General features: G+C 44.5%; 14 protein-coding genes. 4 read left to right on the top strand and 10 right to left on the bottom strand.

Going from position 1 to position 16843, the window contains the following annotated elements:
• Positions 1 to 631, top strand: a 631-nt coding sequence (locus HRT75_RS00335) for a response regulator transcription factor (protein WP_291181910.1), incomplete at its 5' end; no start/stop codon positions are given.
• Here the strand turns inward: HRT75_RS00335 and miaA are convergent.
• Genes miaA through HRT75_RS00300 form a run of 7 tightly spaced genes read right to left on the bottom strand, consistent with a single transcriptional unit; the run spans position 628 to position 7582 of the window.
• Positions 628 to 1557, bottom strand: coding sequence for a tRNA (adenosine(37)-N6)-dimethylallyltransferase MiaA (gene miaA, locus HRT75_RS00330; RefSeq protein WP_291181908.1), 930 nt, complete (start codon positions 1555 to 1557; stop codon positions 628 to 630). The genes HRT75_RS00335 and miaA overlap by 4 nt on opposite strands.
• Positions 1558 to 1560: 3 nt before the next feature.
• Positions 1561 to 2403: an ion transporter gene (locus HRT75_RS00325; RefSeq protein WP_291181906.1), complete on the bottom strand. Its 843-nt coding sequence runs from the start codon at positions 2401 to 2403 to the stop codon at positions 1561 to 1563.
• Positions 2404 to 2429: 26 nt separating this feature from the next.
• Positions 2430 to 3821 carry an exonuclease domain-containing protein gene (locus tag HRT75_RS00320; RefSeq protein ID WP_291181905.1) on the bottom strand — a complete coding sequence of 464 codons (1392 nt, stop codon included), beginning with the start codon at positions 3819 to 3821 and terminating at the stop codon, positions 2430 to 2432.
• The gene (locus HRT75_RS00315; RefSeq protein ID WP_291181904.1) at positions 3821 to 4477 is read right to left on the bottom strand and encodes a YggS family pyridoxal phosphate-dependent enzyme; all 657 of its coding nucleotides are present in this window, start codon (positions 4475 to 4477) and stop codon (positions 3821 to 3823) included. Before HRT75_RS00315 ends, HRT75_RS00320 begins: the two co-directional genes overlap by 1 nt.
• Positions 4478 to 5713 (bottom strand): DUF1015 domain-containing protein, encoded by a 1236-nt coding sequence (locus HRT75_RS00310; protein WP_291181902.1) that lies wholly within the window; start codon positions 5711 to 5713, stop codon positions 4478 to 4480.
• Positions 5714 to 5716: 3 nt separating this feature from the next.
• Entirely contained in the window at positions 5717 to 6604 is an 888-nt protein-coding gene (locus HRT75_RS00305; protein ID WP_291181901.1) for a 3-hydroxybutyryl-CoA dehydrogenase, read from the bottom strand.
• Between the two features lie 12 nt (positions 6605 to 6616).
• Positions 6617 to 7582 (bottom strand): Gfo/Idh/MocA family oxidoreductase, encoded by a 966-nt coding sequence (locus HRT75_RS00300; protein WP_291181900.1) that lies wholly within the window; start codon positions 7580 to 7582, stop codon positions 6617 to 6619.
• A 160-nt stretch (positions 7583 to 7742) separates the two neighbouring features.
• Between HRT75_RS00300 and HRT75_RS00295 the strand changes: the two genes are divergently transcribed.
• On the top strand, positions 7743 to 8384 hold the full coding sequence (locus tag HRT75_RS00295; protein ID WP_291181899.1) for a protein-L-isoaspartate(D-aspartate) O-methyltransferase: 642 nt from the start codon (positions 7743 to 7745) through the stop codon (positions 8382 to 8384).
• A 328-nt stretch (positions 8385 to 8712) separates the two neighbouring features.
• Here the strand turns inward: HRT75_RS00295 and HRT75_RS00290 are convergent, their stop codons facing one another.
• Positions 8713 to 9477: a LexA family transcriptional regulator gene (locus tag HRT75_RS00290; RefSeq protein ID WP_291181898.1), complete on the bottom strand. Its 765-nt coding sequence runs from the start codon at positions 9475 to 9477 to the stop codon at positions 8713 to 8715.
• Between the two features lie 51 nt (positions 9478 to 9528).
• Here HRT75_RS00290 and HRT75_RS00285 point away from each other — a divergent pair, with 51 nt between their 5' ends.
• On the top strand, positions 9529 to 12498 hold the full coding sequence (locus HRT75_RS00285) for a PHP domain-containing protein (protein ID WP_291181897.1): 2970 nt from the start codon (positions 9529 to 9531) through the stop codon (positions 12496 to 12498).
• Positions 12495 to 13712 carry a DNA polymerase IV gene (gene dinB, locus HRT75_RS00280; protein WP_272832024.1) on the top strand — a complete coding sequence of 406 codons (1218 nt, stop codon included), beginning with the start codon at positions 12495 to 12497 and terminating at the stop codon, positions 13710 to 13712. Before HRT75_RS00285 ends, dinB begins: the two co-directional genes overlap by 4 nt.
• 12 nt (positions 13713 to 13724) lie before the next feature.
• On the opposite strand, the gene HRT75_RS00275 is transcribed toward dinB, so the two are convergent.
• Both HRT75_RS00275 and smpB read right to left on the bottom strand, forming a co-directional pair.
• Positions 13725 to 16199 carry a DUF5686 and carboxypeptidase regulatory-like domain-containing protein gene (locus HRT75_RS00275; protein ID WP_291181895.1) on the bottom strand — a complete coding sequence of 825 codons (2475 nt, stop codon included), beginning with the start codon at positions 16197 to 16199 and terminating at the stop codon, positions 13725 to 13727.
• 79 nt (positions 16200 to 16278) lie between these two features.
• On the bottom strand, positions 16279 to 16746 hold the full coding sequence (smpB, locus tag HRT75_RS00270; protein ID WP_291181894.1) for an SsrA-binding protein SmpB: 468 nt from the start codon (positions 16744 to 16746) through the stop codon (positions 16279 to 16281).
• Positions 16747 to 16843: the final 97 nt, after the last annotated feature.

The raw sequence follows: 16843 nt of genomic DNA, 5'->3' as shown, positions 1-16843 counted from the left end.
ATACGATGTCACTAATTCTAAAAACGGTATGGAAGGCTTCGAAAAGTTTAAAAAGGACAATTTTGATCTGTGTATTCTCGATGTGATGATGCCTTATAAAGACGGATTCACCTTAGCGAAGGAGATTCGCGAGAAGAATAAGGATGTGCCGATCATCTTCCTTACCGCTAAAGCCTTAAAAGAAGATGTACTTAAAGGATATAAGGTAGGAGCAGATGATTATTTGAACAAGCCTTTTGATTCTGAGGTTCTTTTGATGAAGATCAAAGCCATCATCCAACGCAAAGCAACAGATTCCTTGTCAGACAGCAAACAGTTTGAATTCCAGATCGGGAAATTCCACTTGAATTCTAAACTTCGCTTCTTGTCTTACAACAAAGAAGAGCCGAGCAAACTATCTCCAAAAGAGAATGATCTTTTGCGTTTGCTAGCGCTTCATAAAAACGATCTAATGCCTCGTGAATTGGCGCTTACCAAGATCTGGAGAGACGACAATTACTTTACGTCTCGCTCTATGGACGTATACATTGCCAAATTGCGTAAGTACCTGAGTAAAGACGACGGTGTTGAGATCTTGAACATCCACGGAGAAGGTTTCCGTTTGGTGGTCAAAGACGAAGTAGAAAACTAATTCCGCTTTAACAGTGTACCGTATTTTGCCTCTAGTTGGGCAATGATGGTGTCTGATGGAGTTTGATAGTCAAACCAATGGATCTGCGGATCCTTTCTAAGCCAAGTGAGTTGCCTTTTGGCAAATCGTCTTGTGTTTTGTTTGATGGCGTCTACTGCGTCCTGCAACGGTAAATCCGTTTCCAAATGACCGATCAGTTCGCGATAACCCACAGTTTGTAGCGCATTGAGCTCTTTATATGATAATAGGCCTTTTACCTCGTGTAAGAGGCCTTCTTGCATCATGAGGTCAACGCGTTGATTTATTCGATCGTAGATCACGGCTCTATCTGCGGTGAGTCCAATTTTAATGGTTTGGAAAGCACGCGACTTTGGTGCTTGGTTTCTATAGCTACTAAACGTATTTCCACTGCTTCTAATGACTTCCAGAGCACGGATCAATCGGTGTGGATTCTGCAGGTCAACCTGCTCATAATATTCAGGATCCTTTGCCAAGAGTTCTTCCTGCAAGGCAGAAATACCTTCTTGTTCTAATTGCTCAGTGAGTGCTGCTCTAACTCCTTCAGAAACTTCTGGGAAAGAATCCAGGCCTCGGGTGACCGCATCCACATAAAGTCCGGAACCACCTGCCATGACTATCACATTCTGTTCTTTGTAAAGCTCCTCCAAGCGGGTTAGGGCATCTCGCTCAAAATCACCCACACTGTAAGGGTCTTGTACGGATAAATGCTGAATGAAGTGATGCGGAGCCGCGGCCAGTTCTTCAGCTGTAGGCACGGCAGTGCCAATACGCATTTCTTTAAAGAACTGTCTGGAATCAGCAGAAATGATCTCGGTATTAAAATGCTGAGCCAGTTTAATGGCTAAAGCTGTTTTACCAATAGCTGTGGGCCCAACAACTGTGAGTAAAACCTTTTGATCGTTCATCAATTAGTTGGCGTTGGGGTGAAGGTCTTCTCCGCAGTTAAAACAGTGCTTTGCACCGTCTCTGTGGTCTGATTTTCCGCAGTATCTGCAGCTCTGTGTATTGGTATTGACCACTTTGGTATTGCGGGCGTATTCAGCACTTATAATACCGGTTGGCACCGCAATGATGCCGTATCCCATGATCATGATGATAGCAGATAAAAATTGGCCTAAAGGAGTCACCGGAGCAATATCGCCATAACCTACTGTGGTCAGTGTTACGATACACCAATAGATGCTGATAGGGATGTTTCTAAATCCGCTTTCTTCTCCTTCAATAAAATACATCAGGGTCCCGGCTATGATGGAAACGATCAACACTGCAAATAAAAAGATGGAGATCTTGGCCCAACTGTGTTTTATGGCGCGAACCAGTTTGTTGGATTCACCCACATAGCGGGTAACTTTAAGGATTCTAAAGATCCGTAACAAGCGCAAGGCCCGCACAGTCACCAAGGCTTGGGTTCCTCCCAAAAAGAGCGATAGGTACAAAGGAATCGTTGCTAAAAAGTCAATGATCCCATAAAAACTGAAAATATAATGGGAAGGTTTCTTAATGCTGACAATCCGCAGTATGTATTCAATGGTAAAGAAAATGGTCAATATCCATTCTCCAATTAAAAGTAAGTCGTGGTATTTGGCGTCAATTGAGGCGACGCTTTCCATCATGACAAAGACAATGCTCAGTACAATCAGGATCAATAAGATCACGTCAAAAGTCTTTCCGGCCGGCGTATCGGCCTCATAGATCACCTCGTGGATACGGCTGCGCCAGGATTCGCTTTTGTTGGGTTTTAGCTCCTTCACCCTGTAAATTTAAAAGAAAAATTAAGCTAGTTAAAATTAGAGCCGTTTTGTAGTTGCTCTAAAGGAATTACTTTGAGTACTTTTTTGCGTCTCAAAAAGGAGTGAATGATGTGTTGGGCATCTCTATTGTCCTCCATAGGAGAGATGATGGAACGCAGTATTTCCAAGTTGTTGATCTGATAATTCAAATTAAAAAAACCAAAACCTTTATAGCTTCCCTCTTCAATGAGAATTACAGACCGCTCATCTACTTCACGGCCGTGGTCAATGATCACCATGTTCTGATTCTCATAACTGTGCATGGCTAAAAACCGCTCTACACGGGCATTGTACTGCTCCACAGGTTCCTGTCCAATACAGGCGCCATCACACTCTTTGATAGTTTGTAAGAAGCAGGGCCCTGCAGTCTTGTGGAGTCCAGTATGCTTTTGACACAATTGGTGCTGCTCGGTAATCTTAAAAAGTTGGGACTTGGCTTGTTGGTAATTGGTAAAGGTGGTAATGGCTGGTTTGTCCAAATTGGTCTTTTCAATTTTGAACTGTAAATAACCCGCTTCATCTTTAGTGAGTCCTAATTGGTAATTGTAGATCGTTTTGCGTAAAGCCCGGTTGTAAACGGGTTTGTTGCGTTTGATCTCTTCGGATTCTTTGAGCTGCGCGATGAGATCGCTTCCCGTAGCCTCATAAGTAACGGCTGCTACTTCCAATTGGATCTTTTTGGATTTTCTATTGTCTGAGGTGAAATGCTGATTCAGCCGCTTTTTGATGTTGCGACTCTTTCCAATGTAAATAATGCTTCCGTCCTCCCGATGCATATAGTAAACCCCAGTCACCGATGGCGTAGCCTCGATCATATCGAGCAATTTGGGCTCCAACTGCCGTTTGGCTTCCATCCGAACAGTCTGACTGATGATCTCTTTTTTCTGATCCTTGGTGAGCAGCAGTTTAAAAAGGCTCACCGTTGCCTTGGCATCACCAGCCGCACGGTGTCTATCGCTTAAAGGAATGCCTAAAGAGCGCACCAATTTCCCCAAACTGTAGGAGGGCATGTCTGGGATCAGCTTTTTAGATAATTCTACGGTACATAGCGACTCGCGTTGATAGTCATAACCCAATCGGTCAAACTCTGTTCTGAGGATACGCGTATCAAATTGCGCGTTGTGAGCTACTAAAATACAGCCTTCCGTGATCTCAATGATACGCTTAGCAACTTCGTAGAATTTAGGGGCATTGCGGAGCATCTCGTTATTAATACCCGTAAGATTGACCACAAAAGGTTGGATCTTGCGCTCTGGATTCACCAAACTGATAAACTGATCCACCACCTCGTGGCCATCAAATTTATAGATAGCGATCTCGGTTATACCTTCTTCATTGTATTTCCCGCCCGTGGTTTCTATGTCTAAAATCGCGTACATTAATGATAATTGCGGGCACCGAATATAGCACTACCCACTCGAACCATGGTGCTACCTGCTGCAATGGCAATAGGGTAGTCGCCACTCATTCCCATGGAGAGAACGTTCCAAGATTCAGATTGTTGGTGTGCGTCGTACTTTTCTTTTAAGATTTTGAATTCGCGCTGCAATTGTTGTTCATCGTCTGTGAAGGTGGCCATGCCCATCAATCCTACAATTTGAACGTTATTGAGTGCTAATGCTTTTTTCTCTTCGATCAATGCTGATAACTGCTGCGGTGCAAGTCCGAATTTACTGTCCTCTTTAGCAATTTTGAGTTGGATCAGACAGTTGATCACCCGATCGTGCTTTTTTGCCTGCTTATCGATCTCTTTAAGCAATTTGATACTGTCTACAGCGTGGATCAGACTCACAAAAGGCGCCATATACTTAACCTTATTGGTCTGCACATGCCCAATCATATGCCACTGAATATCCTTGGGCAATTCCTCCCATTTTGTGGCCATTTCTTGGATCTTATTCTCACCAAAGATTCGTTGCCCAGCATCATAGGCTTCCTGCAGATCTTCCACAGGTTTGGTCTTAGATACTGCAACTAGCGTGACCTGCTCCGGGAGCTTTTCCTTGAATTGCTTTATGTTTTCTGATATACTCATTTAGAATTCGTAAACCGTAATGCCCGATCGTAATTTAGGCAGAATATAAGTGCTTTTTGGTGGCATGGTCAATTGCTGGTCGGCAACTGCTTTGAGTTCTTCCACATTAACGGCAACCATACTGAAACCTAAAGCGTATTTGCCAGAGTCGACAGCGTCTTTAATGTTGAACTGCCCTTCACGCTCACTGTGGTAACCCAAACGTTTGTCCGTCCGCGGATCCTTGATCCCTAAAATTGGCTGTAAAATAGTATCCAATAGCAATTGAGAATCCAAGGCCTGCAAGGCATCTTTAAATTCCACCTTGAATTTACGTAAATAGAGGGAATAATACTCGCCGTCTAAATACATCCCAAAGTGATGTTTCTTGCTCGGTTGGTACGGACTCACCCCGCGATTTTCTATGCGGAAATATTCGTCTAGTTTTATGAGTAAAGCCTCTTTGCTCAGCCCGTTGAGATCCTTGATCATGCGGTAAAAGGCTTCAATACGCAGATCGCTCTCTGGGATCAAATAGCTCATAAAATAGTTGTAGCTATCGCTGCCTTCTCCCATAGGACTTCCTTCCATTTGCTCTGCCAAGCGCACTGAACTCGCGCAGCGATGGTGTCCGTCCGCAATATAGATCTGCGACATTTCTGCAAAACAAGCCTTAATGCCTTTCACCTGCTCAGGATCACTCACGGGCCAGAGGTAGTGAGTGTCTCTAAAGGTAGTCGTGAATTCATATTCTGCCCGCACTTGAACCACGGCATCCATAATGTCTTCTAGCGGATCATTGGCGGGGTAGGTGAGTAGCACGGGCTCTGCATTGAATCCCACAGTATGCAGGTATTCGGTAAACAAGGTTTCGCGTTGCGCTAAAGTATCCTCGTGCCTTTTGACAATGTTGTTTTGATAATCTTCAGTGCTTACAGCAGCAATTATCCCGCGATAGGTGTGACCATCTCTATCAATGATCTGATATACGTAATAACAGGCTTGAGGATCTTGGATCAGATTACCTTCTTCTTTGAATTCTAAATACCGATTACGCACCATCTCGAAACGCTCTTTCCCAGAGAGTTTCTTTTGGTATTTAAAACCGGGATTGATGATGTGCAAAAAAGAGAAGGGATTGGCCTTCATACGCGCATTCCGCTCGCTAGGTAAGTAGGTGTCATAAGATCTACTGACCATTATACTGACCAGTTCGCGTGCCGGTCTTACTGCGGCAAAAGGACGAACATCAGCCATAGACTATGCGAACATTGCTGCGACCTTTTCGGCCTTGCGACTTTCTGAATAATCGTAGAATCCTTCTCCACTCTTAACGCCGAGTTTCCCCGCCATTACCATATTGACAAGCAGTGGGCAAGGAGCGTATTTAGGATTCTTAAAGCCTTCATACATCACGTTTAGAATAGAAAGACATACATCCAGTCCTATAAAATCAGCCAATTGCAAAGGTCCCATTGGGTGTGCCATTCCGAGCTTCATTACCGTATCGATCTCCTGAACTCCGGCAACGCCGTTGTAAAGCGTTTCAATAGCCTCATTGATCATCGGCATCAAAATACGGTTAGCCACAAATCCAGGATAGTCATTCACCTCTACCGGAACCTTGTTAAGTTTCTCAGAGATCTCAGCTACGGTAGCATAGGTTTCTTGGCTGGTGTTATATCCTTTGATGATCTCTACCAATTTCATGATCGGCACAGGGTTCATAAAGTGCATTCCAATGACCATTTCTGGTCGAGAGGTTACCGCCGCGATCTGTGTGATGGAGATCGATGAGGTGTTGGTAGCTAAGATGGTATCGTCCGGACAAAGCTTATCCAAGTCTTCAAAGATCTTCAGCTTTAGGTTTACGTTTTCTGTAGCCGCTTCTACTACCAAACTGGCGTATTCTACACCTTCTTCCAAACTGGTGTAGGTGGTGATATTACCCAGGGTACGCGCCTTGTCTTCTTCGCTGATCTTTTCTTTAGCTACCATACGATCCAAATTCTTGGTAATGGTGGTCATCCCGCGATCCAAAGAAGCTTGGGAAATATCAATCAGTTGTACTTTATAATCGAATTGGGCAAAAGTGTGGGCAATTCCATTACCCATAGTTCCTGCACCGATTACGGCTACATTCTTCATATATACTGTATTCTAGTTGTTAAAGTTTTCAATGACTTGCATGGCCAGGCGCAAAGCCTCAGTACCTTGATGCAAGCTCACAATTGGTGTTTTATCGTCTTTGATGGCCTCTGCGAACGTGTTGAGCTCATCCAAGATGGCATTGTTTGGAGTCACCTCCGGATTGTCAAAATAGATCTGCTTTTTAAGCCCATCAGCATTGGTGAGGATCATTGCAAAGTCGTCTGGAGTCTCTGGGGCGTCCATCATTTTTACTACCTCGCATTTCTTCTCCAGGAAGTCTACTGAGATATAAGCATCCTTTTGGAAGAAACGACTCTTACGCATATTCTTCAGTGAAATTCTGCTGGCCGTTAAGTTTGCAATACAACCGTTTTCAAATTCGATACGAGCGTTTGCAATATCTGGAGTAGAGCTGATCACGGAAACACCGTTAGAGGTTACACTCTTAACGGGTGATTTCACCACACTTAAAATTACGTCAATATCATGGATCATCAAATCAAGCACTACAGAAACGTCTGTTCCTCTTGGATTGAATTCTGCCAAACGATGACTTTCAATGAACATCGGGTTGTCAAATCGATCCACAACAGCTCTAAAGGCTGGATTGAATCGCTCCACCTGTCCCACCTGTCCACGTACCTTGTGCTTCTTTGCCAAAGCTCTTAAAGCTTCAGCTTCTTCTACCGTTGTGGTAATGGGTTTTTCAATGAACAGATGCTTTCCGGCTTCAATGACCTTTTTAGCAGTATCAAAATGATATAGGGTAGGCGTTACTACATCCACCATATCGCAGTCGGCGATAAGGGCGTCTAATGAAGGATAGGCTTTGTAGCCAAATTCTTCAGTGATGGCAGCAGCCTGCTTTGGGTCTGCGTCGTAGAATCCCATCAACTCGTATTGATTGGATTCTTGCAATAGTTTTAAATGGATCTTTCCCAGATGCCCAGCACCTGCAACACCGGCTTTAAGCATAGTTTTTGATTGTTGATTTTGACGGCAAACAGAGCAGATTTACAAGCTCCAAAAGCCTTAACAAAAATAGCATTTATTCCCCGAACTACACAGGATAAATCTGCTGTGATTTTTGCAGGAAAGCTTTTTGTTCGTTTTCTTTGTGAGTCTCAAATTAACCGTGAAAGATTCCTTCAAACATCAAGGCAAACGCAAGCAATTGGTCGATGTGATCAAAGCCAAAGGCATTGCCGATCCCGCAGTTTTGGATGCTATTGGCAAGATCCCGAGACATTTGTTTATGGATTCCAGCTTTTTAGATCACGCATATGCGGATAAGGCTTTCCCTATTGCTGCAGATCAGACCATTTCACAACCCTATACTGTAGCGCGTCAAAGTGAGCTTTTGCAAGTCAAGCCAGGAGATAAGATCTTGGAAATAGGCACGGGGAGTGGTTATCAAACCGCTGTGCTTATGGAAATGGGTGCAACGGTCTTTACCATTGAGCGTCAAAATGAACTGTTCAAAAAAGCGCAACTCTTTTTACCCAAATTGGGCTATCGCCCTAAGCGTCTCATCTTTGGAGACGGTTATAAGGGCTTACCAGAATTCGCGCCTTTTAACGGGGTGATCGTTACCGCTGGAGCTCCTTTTGTACCCAAACCACTCATGGCGCAGCTAGCTATTGGTGGGCGCCTAGTGATTCCCGTGGGCGAGAAGGTACAGATCATGACGGTTTACACTCGTGAATCTGAAACTAAATTCGTCAAGAAAGAATACGGCGAGTTCCGCTTTGTACCGCTTTTGGAGGATAAGAATTAAGTTAAGCTTTAAAGTCTGTGATTGAATTTAAGCAACTGAGAGTGGTTTTGATAGTGAATACTATTGTTCAACTTCTATGGTTTACTTATTTAATTTTCAATTTAGAAATAGATACCATTCACACATTTAAGAACCCTTGGTTTTATTCAATAATTGTCATAATGTTTATCGCGCTTTATGGGCTATTTCTATGGTTTATATGGAGATCAGCCATAATGAGTCGCAAATTAAAAAGGCGTGCTACATGGCTTATTTTATTCTTTGGAATCCTAGGTATGTGGATTTGGTTGGGCGAGTATAGGCAATTGCTTAATAGGCACTGATCTTATTATCTCAAACTCTGCAACTCCACTTGCAATTCGGTAAGCATTTGTGCAATGCTGCTTATTTTAAGCTCTTGGGCGTCGTATTCCTGAGTGTTGATGGAACAAGTGAATTCCCAAAGTTCAACGATCTCTGCGGCCGGAACCTCAAAGGCTTCATAGGCTTTATTGTCAGAAATTAAACGAATGCTTCCCTGAGTCTTTAAATTATTCTCCACACGTTTATAGGTGATCCCGTTGTTTAGGGTTACTACCACATAAGTGGTTCCGTTTTTAATGTCGTCCAGGCTTTCCACAAAGCGCGCTACCACATAAGATCCGTCTTTAAGCGGCAGCATGGAATCTCCTTTAATAGGGAAGGCGCGGTGCTTTCCGGTAGGTAAGAAGGGCAGTTTGATCTTTTCCAGCTGTTCTATGTATTCTGGGTCATCATAGCCCAACAAATAACCCGCAGAAGCCTTTACCGGCACTACTTCAATGACGTTCTCGTTGGCCTCATCTACCTGAATGGGGAACAGTACCCGCTGTTGTCCGATCTCAATAAAAGAATGGTCTTGAGCACTGGTCAAGTCGTTCTTGATCAAAATATCCACAGGAATCTTAAAGAAATCAGACAAGGCTACCAGCATGGCAATGGGCGGTTCCGAACGGCCTTCTTCATAAGACCCAATACGCGAACGCGGTACTTGCAGCTCTTCAGCGAACTGTTCTTGAGTGAGTCCGCGGAGCTTGCGCAGGTGTCTGATGTTTTTGTGAATAATTTTATTCATTTACTACAAATATAAGCAATAATTACTACAAATGATAGCTAATTTTGAAATGTGTTTCTCAATACCCATACATACTACAGTTTGCGTTACGGCACTTTTGCTCCGGAACCCTTGTTGGAAGCCGCTTCCAGCCTGGGAATACAGCAAATGGCCTTTACGGATATCAACAGTGTTTCGGCCTGCTTTGACTTGCTTAGATTGGGTCATAAATACGGCATCAGACCGGTAGTTGGTGTGGATTTTAGAAACGGGGCCGAACAGCAGTTCATCGCCTTGGCAAAAAACCAGAAAGGCTTTGCGCAGATCAACCGCTATTTGTCTCATTTTTTGCATGAAGATCTACAGATTCCTGCACGGGCAGCTACACTTAAAGACAGTTTTATAATCTACCCTTTTGCGAGTTTTAAGGGAACCAAATTAGCCGAGCACGAGTTTTTAGGCGTCTGCCCTCAGGATCTGAATCGATTGAAGTTTTCTCCCTGGCTCAAGCGCAAGCACAAGTTGGTGGCCCTCTACACCGTGAGCTTTGCGGGAAAACGCAGTTTCAATACTCACAGGCTGTTGCGGGCCATAGACAACAATACGCTTTTGAGCAAGCTGCCAGAATCTGAACAAGGTCTGGAGACACATATTTTGTGTGCGCCTCAGGCTTTGGAGCAGCAATATGCAGCTTTTCCGTTTTTGTTAGACAATGCCACGGCCTTGCTAGAGGCTTGTCGTTTTGAGTTTGATTTTTCTAACGAGACGCCCAATAACCAAAGGACTTATACCGGCAATGCTGAGCTGGATTTCAGACTGCTCAAAAAATTGACCTATCAAGGCTTGGCCTATCGGTACGAATCCGCAGACGATAAGATCTTGGATCGTATTCAAAAAGAACTGAAAATAGTTCGCGAGATGGGCTTTGTCTCGTATTTCTTGATCAATTGGAAGATCCTAAAATACGCCCGTTCCAAAGGCTATTTCTATGTGGGTCGAGGCAGTGGCGCCAACAGTATAGTAGCTTATTTGCTGCGGATCACAGACGTAGACCCCATTGAGTTGGATCTTTACTTTGAACGATTCATAAATCTGTACCGCAAAAACCCGCCAGATTTTGATATTGATTTCTCTTGGAGTGATCGGGACGATGTGACTCAGTTCATCTTTAAACGTTTCCCGAATTGTGCCTTGCTCACGGTTTATAACACCTTTAAATACAAGGCCGCTGTCCGTGAATTGGGGAAGGTCTTTGGTTTGCCCAAGGCGGAGATCGATCTGCTTTCTGCAGGCAGCTATGTCTTTGAACAATTGGATTCCCTTTCTCGTTTGGTGGTAACCTATAGCAAACGTATTCAAGGCTTTCCCAACTATCTGGGAATCCATGCCGGAGGCATTCTCATCGCAGAAAAGCCCATACATTATTACACGGCTACCTTCATGCCGCCCAAGGGCTTTCCCACCACCCAGTTCGATATGGTAGTGGCAGAAGATATTGGCCTGTATAAGTTTGACATTCTGAGCCAACGCGGTCTGGGAAAGATCAAGGAAACCGTAGGTATTGTAGCTTACAACCGCCCCAAACAAAAGCCCATAGACATTCACGATATCAAAGGTTTTAAAGAGGACGAGCGGATCAAATACCTGCTGCGAAATGCCAAAGCCATTGGGTGTTTCTATGTGGAATCTCCAGCCATGCGGATGCTGCTTAAAAAGCTTCGGGTGGACGACTATTTAGGCTTGGTTGCTGCCAGTTCAGTGATCCGTCCCGGGGTTTCCAAGTCTGGAATGATGCGGGAATACATACTGCGCTACCGTTTCCCAGAAAGGCGTAAGGATGCCCATCCGATTCTACTTGATATCATGCCAGAGACCTACGGAGTTATGGTGTATCAAGAAGACGTGATCAAGGTGGCGCACTATTTTGGCGGTTTGACTTTGGGCGAGGCCGATATGCTGCGCCGCGGGATGTCTGGTAAGTTTCGCTCTCGGGAAGAGTTTGCCAAGGTAAAGGATCAATTCTTTATGAACTGCCGCAATGCCGGTAAACCCGATGCTTTGATTGCAGAGATCTGGCGACAGATAGAGAGTTTTGCCGGTTATGCCTTTGCCAAGGGACACTCCGCTTCTTATGCGGTGGAGAGCTATCAAAGTCTGTATCTCAAAGCTTACTTTCCTTTGGAGTATATGGTGGCGACCATCAACAATTTTGGCGGCTTCTACCGTACAGAATTCTATGTGCATGAGGCGCGTTTGCACGGCGGAATCATTGAGCCGCCCTGCGTGAACACCAGCAAACATGAGACCATCATCAAAGGCAAGCATATTTATTTGGGTTTTATGTTTTTGCACGCTTTTGAGAGCAATACGGCTAAGGTCTTACTGAGTGAGCGCGCAGCTAATGGCCCTTTTAAAAGTCTGGATGATTTTATAGAACGGGTGCCGGTAGGCATGGAGCAGCTCGCCATTTTGATCAAAATAGATGCCTTTCGTTTTACAGGTGTCAATAAGCGAGAATTGCTTTGGGAAGCTCATATGAAGCTGGGCAAAACGGCGGTGGCAGAACCCATGCCTTCACTCTTTAAGGCAGAGAAGGTCAACTATCAAACCCCAGAACTCAGTACCACGGTTTTAGAAGATGCTTTTGATCAGATGGAGCTTTTGGGCTTTCCGCTGTGTTCGCCTTTTTTCTTATTGCTGAATCCGGGTGGGAATACTTTGAGGGCCCGACAACTGATGGCCTACATCAGTAAGACCATAACCATAGAAGGCTATTTGGTGACCACCAAACGCACCAACACCACAGGTGGAAAGGGGATGTTCTTTGGCAACTTCTTAGACCGCGATGGCGATTTTATTGACACCGTACATTTCCCGCCGGTGGCTAAAAGATACCCCTTTAGGGGCAAGGGAATTTACCGGATCACGGGCGTAGTGATGGAAGAATTTGGATGTGTATCGGTAGAGGTGAGTAGGATGGAGCGATTGCCCATCATTGCGGATCCACGTTATGCCGATTCTAAAAAAGGATTGCGAATATGAACAGTGAACGCGCCATAGTACATATGGATCTGGACACCTTTTTTGTGTCCTGTGAACGGCTATTAGATAGCCGATTGGAAGGAAAACCGGTATTGATCGGTGGAACCACAGACCGTGGGGTAGTGGCCTCTTGCAGTTATGAGGCTCGTACCTTTGGAATACATTCGGCCATGCCCATGCGAATGGCCAAACAGCTTTGCCCGGAGGCGATAGTGCTGCGAGGGAACTCTGGAGTCTATTCCAAATTCTCTGATATGGTTACCGATGTGATCAAAGAGAGCGTACCGCTTTATGAGAAGACCTCGGTAGATGAGTTTTATATTGACCTTACGGGAACGGATCGTTTTTTTGGATGTCACAAAATGGCTTCGGAGCTGCGGGATCGGATCATCAAAGAAACGGGCTTGCCCATTTCCTTTGGACTCTCTACCAACAAAACCGTTTCTAAGATCGCTACCGGAGAGGCCAAACCCAACAATAAGATCCGCATAAAAAAGGGCAATGAAAAACCTTTTCTCTCGCCGCTTTCGGTACGGAAGATCCCGATGGTTGGGGAGGTCACCTACCGTTCGCTTTGTGATCTGGGGATCAAGCGGATCCAAACCATTCAGGAGATGCCTTTGGATATGATGGCCAGGGTTTTTGGTAAGAACGGGCAAGTGATCTGGCGCAAGGCCAATGGGATAGACCCTTCGCCAGTGGTGCAATATCACGAGCGAAAATCCATCTCTACAGAACGCACCTTTGACCGAGACACTACAGATCCGCAGAAATTAAAAGGGATATTGACCGCCATGGCAGAAAACCTGATTTATCAACTGCGACGCGGCGATAAGCTTACGGCTTGTGTTACGGTAAAGATTCGCTATTCAGACTTTCAAACCTATACCATGCAAAAGCGCATTCCCTACAGTGCGGCAGATCACAAGATACTGCCGGTAATTATGGAGCTGTACAAAAAGCTCTATCAACGCAGACTTTTGGTGCGTTTAATTGGTGTGCGGTTCAGCCATTTGGTCTCTGGTGGACAACAGATCGACCTGTTTCAAGACAACGATAAGATCATCAACCTCTACCAAGCCATGGACAAGATGCGCGCCCGATATGGAGATCGGGCGGTGATCAAAGCTGCTGGGATGAATGCAAAGAGTATTGGACGCTGGAATCCCTTTACTGGGGAACCGCCGCCGCTATTAGCTAACAGAAGGCAATAGTATTTAGAGAACTTAATCCAAGAAGTCTAAGAACTTCAGGCCAAAGACGAATATGCCGTCATTCACTCCGTTAAGACTGGAACGCACATAATCGATCCGCAGCAAACGATACTTGCCCCAACCGATATTGTCCAAACCAACAGAATACTCGTAATAAGGCTTATTACCCACGGTGCTTAGCACGTGTCCGCCTACTACTAAATTGAAGTTGAGTTGATTCAAACCTGGGATCTTCCCTAAAAGCCAACCGTTAAAATGATGTTCGGCATGGAATTCCATATAAGAATCGTTAGTGCTCAAGGCGTAATAAGGCAGGTTATTGAATACATTGGTATACACCCCGCCATCATTCACGCGGGTTTGATTGCCGTTAAAGTGTTGGAAGTCTACAAAAGAGATATCTTCTCCATTAACAAAGGTTCCCCCTTTTAGGTTGTAGCGGAATCGGCCTTTGTTGCCAATTCTAAAGCTCTGATACAAGCCTGCACTGAATTGATGGAAGTTGTAATTCTCATTAGAAGCCGAGAATCCGCCTTCATAATTCAGCTGAATTCGTGGAAAACGATTGTCACCACCCACATTGAACTTAAAGTCTGGATAGCTCATGTATTTCTGCCCAATGGTAATATAAGCGCTCACCCCAGCCTTGACAATATTGTGTTTGTCAATCGCGGCATTTTCAAAGTCTGTGGGGTCTAGTGGATTGTTGGAGGTATAGGAAACTCCAGAATTCCTAAACCAAACCTGATCGGAATTGTTGAACAGGGGTACCCGTTCTTCATAAGCCAAACGGCTGGTTAAAAATAAACCGTTCACCACTTCTTGGCCGTAGTTTATGGCTCCCGAGCGCAGCTCATAGGCTTTTAGGAAGTTCCGCTCAAAGGCCAAACTGCTTATCGCGTTCACAAAGGGTGATATGGGTTCGCTGCCGTTAAACTGGTCTACAGTGACACCTCCGCTTACACTGAGTCGGGCGCGGTTTTTGGCATTGAATCTATAGGTAGCCCTAGCGTTGAATCGGAAGCGGTCATCATCTATCCCATAATTAAAGCGCGAATTGAAACTCAACCAACGGGTGTAATTCTCATCAAAACCTTTGAAAAAGCTCAAACCAACCTCTGGAGTATAACCTTGAATGGTGTTGAATTGAAAGCTCGGGCCATCATAAGTGACGTTCCAGCGCTCATAGCTGTTTCTATAGGTGTAACCGGTAAGAGGCGCTAAAAGGGAAGGCCTGTTATTGCCGGAGTCAATCGAATCCAAATAGGTTTTGGATTTGCGTAAGGTCTGAATGCTGTCTTTACGCACATAATCAGAGATTTCCTCTGGAGTAAGTGGAACGGGTCTAACTTGATTCCAGTACAAGGAATCCTTTTCATTGGCATTGTCGACAAAGGTGAGTACCTCATTGGTAAAGCTAGCTCTGGTAAAGCCAGGGTCAAAGTTGTAATTGCTGTAAACTGCCGTAAAACGTCCGTCTCCATTCAAACCAAAGAGTCCAAAGCTAAAGTCAATGGTCTGAGAGATCTTCACCCAAAACTCTTTTTGCTTATCATAAGTGAAGTTTTGTTTGAAGACCAATTCTTTGACAAAGGGAATTTGAATGGCCGTTCCTGAGGTAGTTAAATCAATTCCGTAGAACTCCCAATCGTCCTCTACAATGTAGACGTAACCCTGCCAAACGCGGTCTTGGCTGCGTTTAGGAGTCACCAAGATCTTATTGATCAATTTACCATCCTCATAAAAAACACCTTCTAATTTATAGCGATAGTATTCCAAGGCGTTGCTTGCAATAGGCGATACCAACTGCGCATTGATCTCAATGGTGTTGTTGTAAAAGGAGAAGTTCGCATCTCCGGCGCTGTTAAAACTAAAGCCGTTGTCGTTGCCGCTCACTTTAGAAGCGATGATCTTTTCTTTAAAATCCTTGGGTTCTTGATAGGCAATCTCAGAGATGGTCTCAGAAAGATAAATGATTCCCGTACGCGTGGAATCCAAAGCCCCGCCAAAGTCACCAACTTCTTCTCCCATGATCCGCTCAGGGGCTTCAGTAACCTTCCAAAGACCTTTGGAGTAGAAATCTGCGGTATATGCGGAAATGCGTTGACTGTTCTGCTTTCTATTGGCAATAGCAGCTCTGATGATACGGTAAGCCGGGTCTTCACTGGCATCTATCACTACCTCATCCAAACTCAAACTGGTCGCTTCCAAACTCACATCCAGCGTCTGAGATCCTCCTTTGTAGTTCACGGTTTTACTCAAAGTTTCAAAACCCAAATACTGAAACACTAAAGTATAATCTCCAGAATCTGGGAGTTCCAAGACATAATTTCCCAATTCATTAGAAGTGGTGCCCAGATAACTGTCTTGAACAAATATGTTTACAAAGGGAAGGGGTTCTCCGGCTTTGTCAGTTACTCGTCCCTTGATTTGGGCCTGGGATAAGGTGGTGACTAAAAATAGGAGTAGGAGTAGCGGTTTTTGCATGGTCAATGTTTTGAGGCAAATAAAATCAATGGCGCGCTATACACTTCTTAAAAAAGTGTTAGCTAACATAAATTTACCATTAATTGTTAAAGTTCTTCTTGATCCTGCTAAGGTTACGCTTGTTGTCTCTGTCTTTAATGGTATCGCGCTTGTCGTAGAGTTTTTTACCTCGACATAAGGCGATCTCCAATTTGGCAAGCCCACGATCGTTGGTAAATAATAATAGGGGGATGATCGTAAGCCCAGAGTTCTTCACCTCTTTTTCGAGCTTTTTGAGCTCATTTCTGTTTAAAAGGAGCTTGCGCTCACTTTTGGGTTTGTGATTGAAGTGTGTTGCATGCGAATATTCCTCTATGGTCATATTGATCGCAAACAACTCTCCATGGTCATTGAACTCACAGAAACTCTCCGCAATAGAGGCTCGCCCTTCACGAATCGCTTTGATCTCCGTACCAGCCAGAACTATCCCAGCAGTATACCGATCCAAGATCTCGTATTCAAAGCGCGCTTTGCGGTTTTTGATTTGTACTTGTTTCTGTAAACTCATGCGGCAAATTTAACACTAAATCTAATTTCTAAGGGTCTTATCAAAATTTTAAGAGCGGGGAACTGCGGCAGATTGCGTGTTCTGTGTATTTTTGTTT

This window comes from Gilvibacter sp. (assembly GCF_013214815.1).
Classification (GTDB): Bacteria; Bacteroidota; Bacteroidia; order Flavobacteriales; family Flavobacteriaceae; genus Gilvibacter.
The sequence above is the reverse complement of the archived record's forward strand: the minus strand, read 5'-3'. Positions and strand labels throughout refer to the sequence as shown.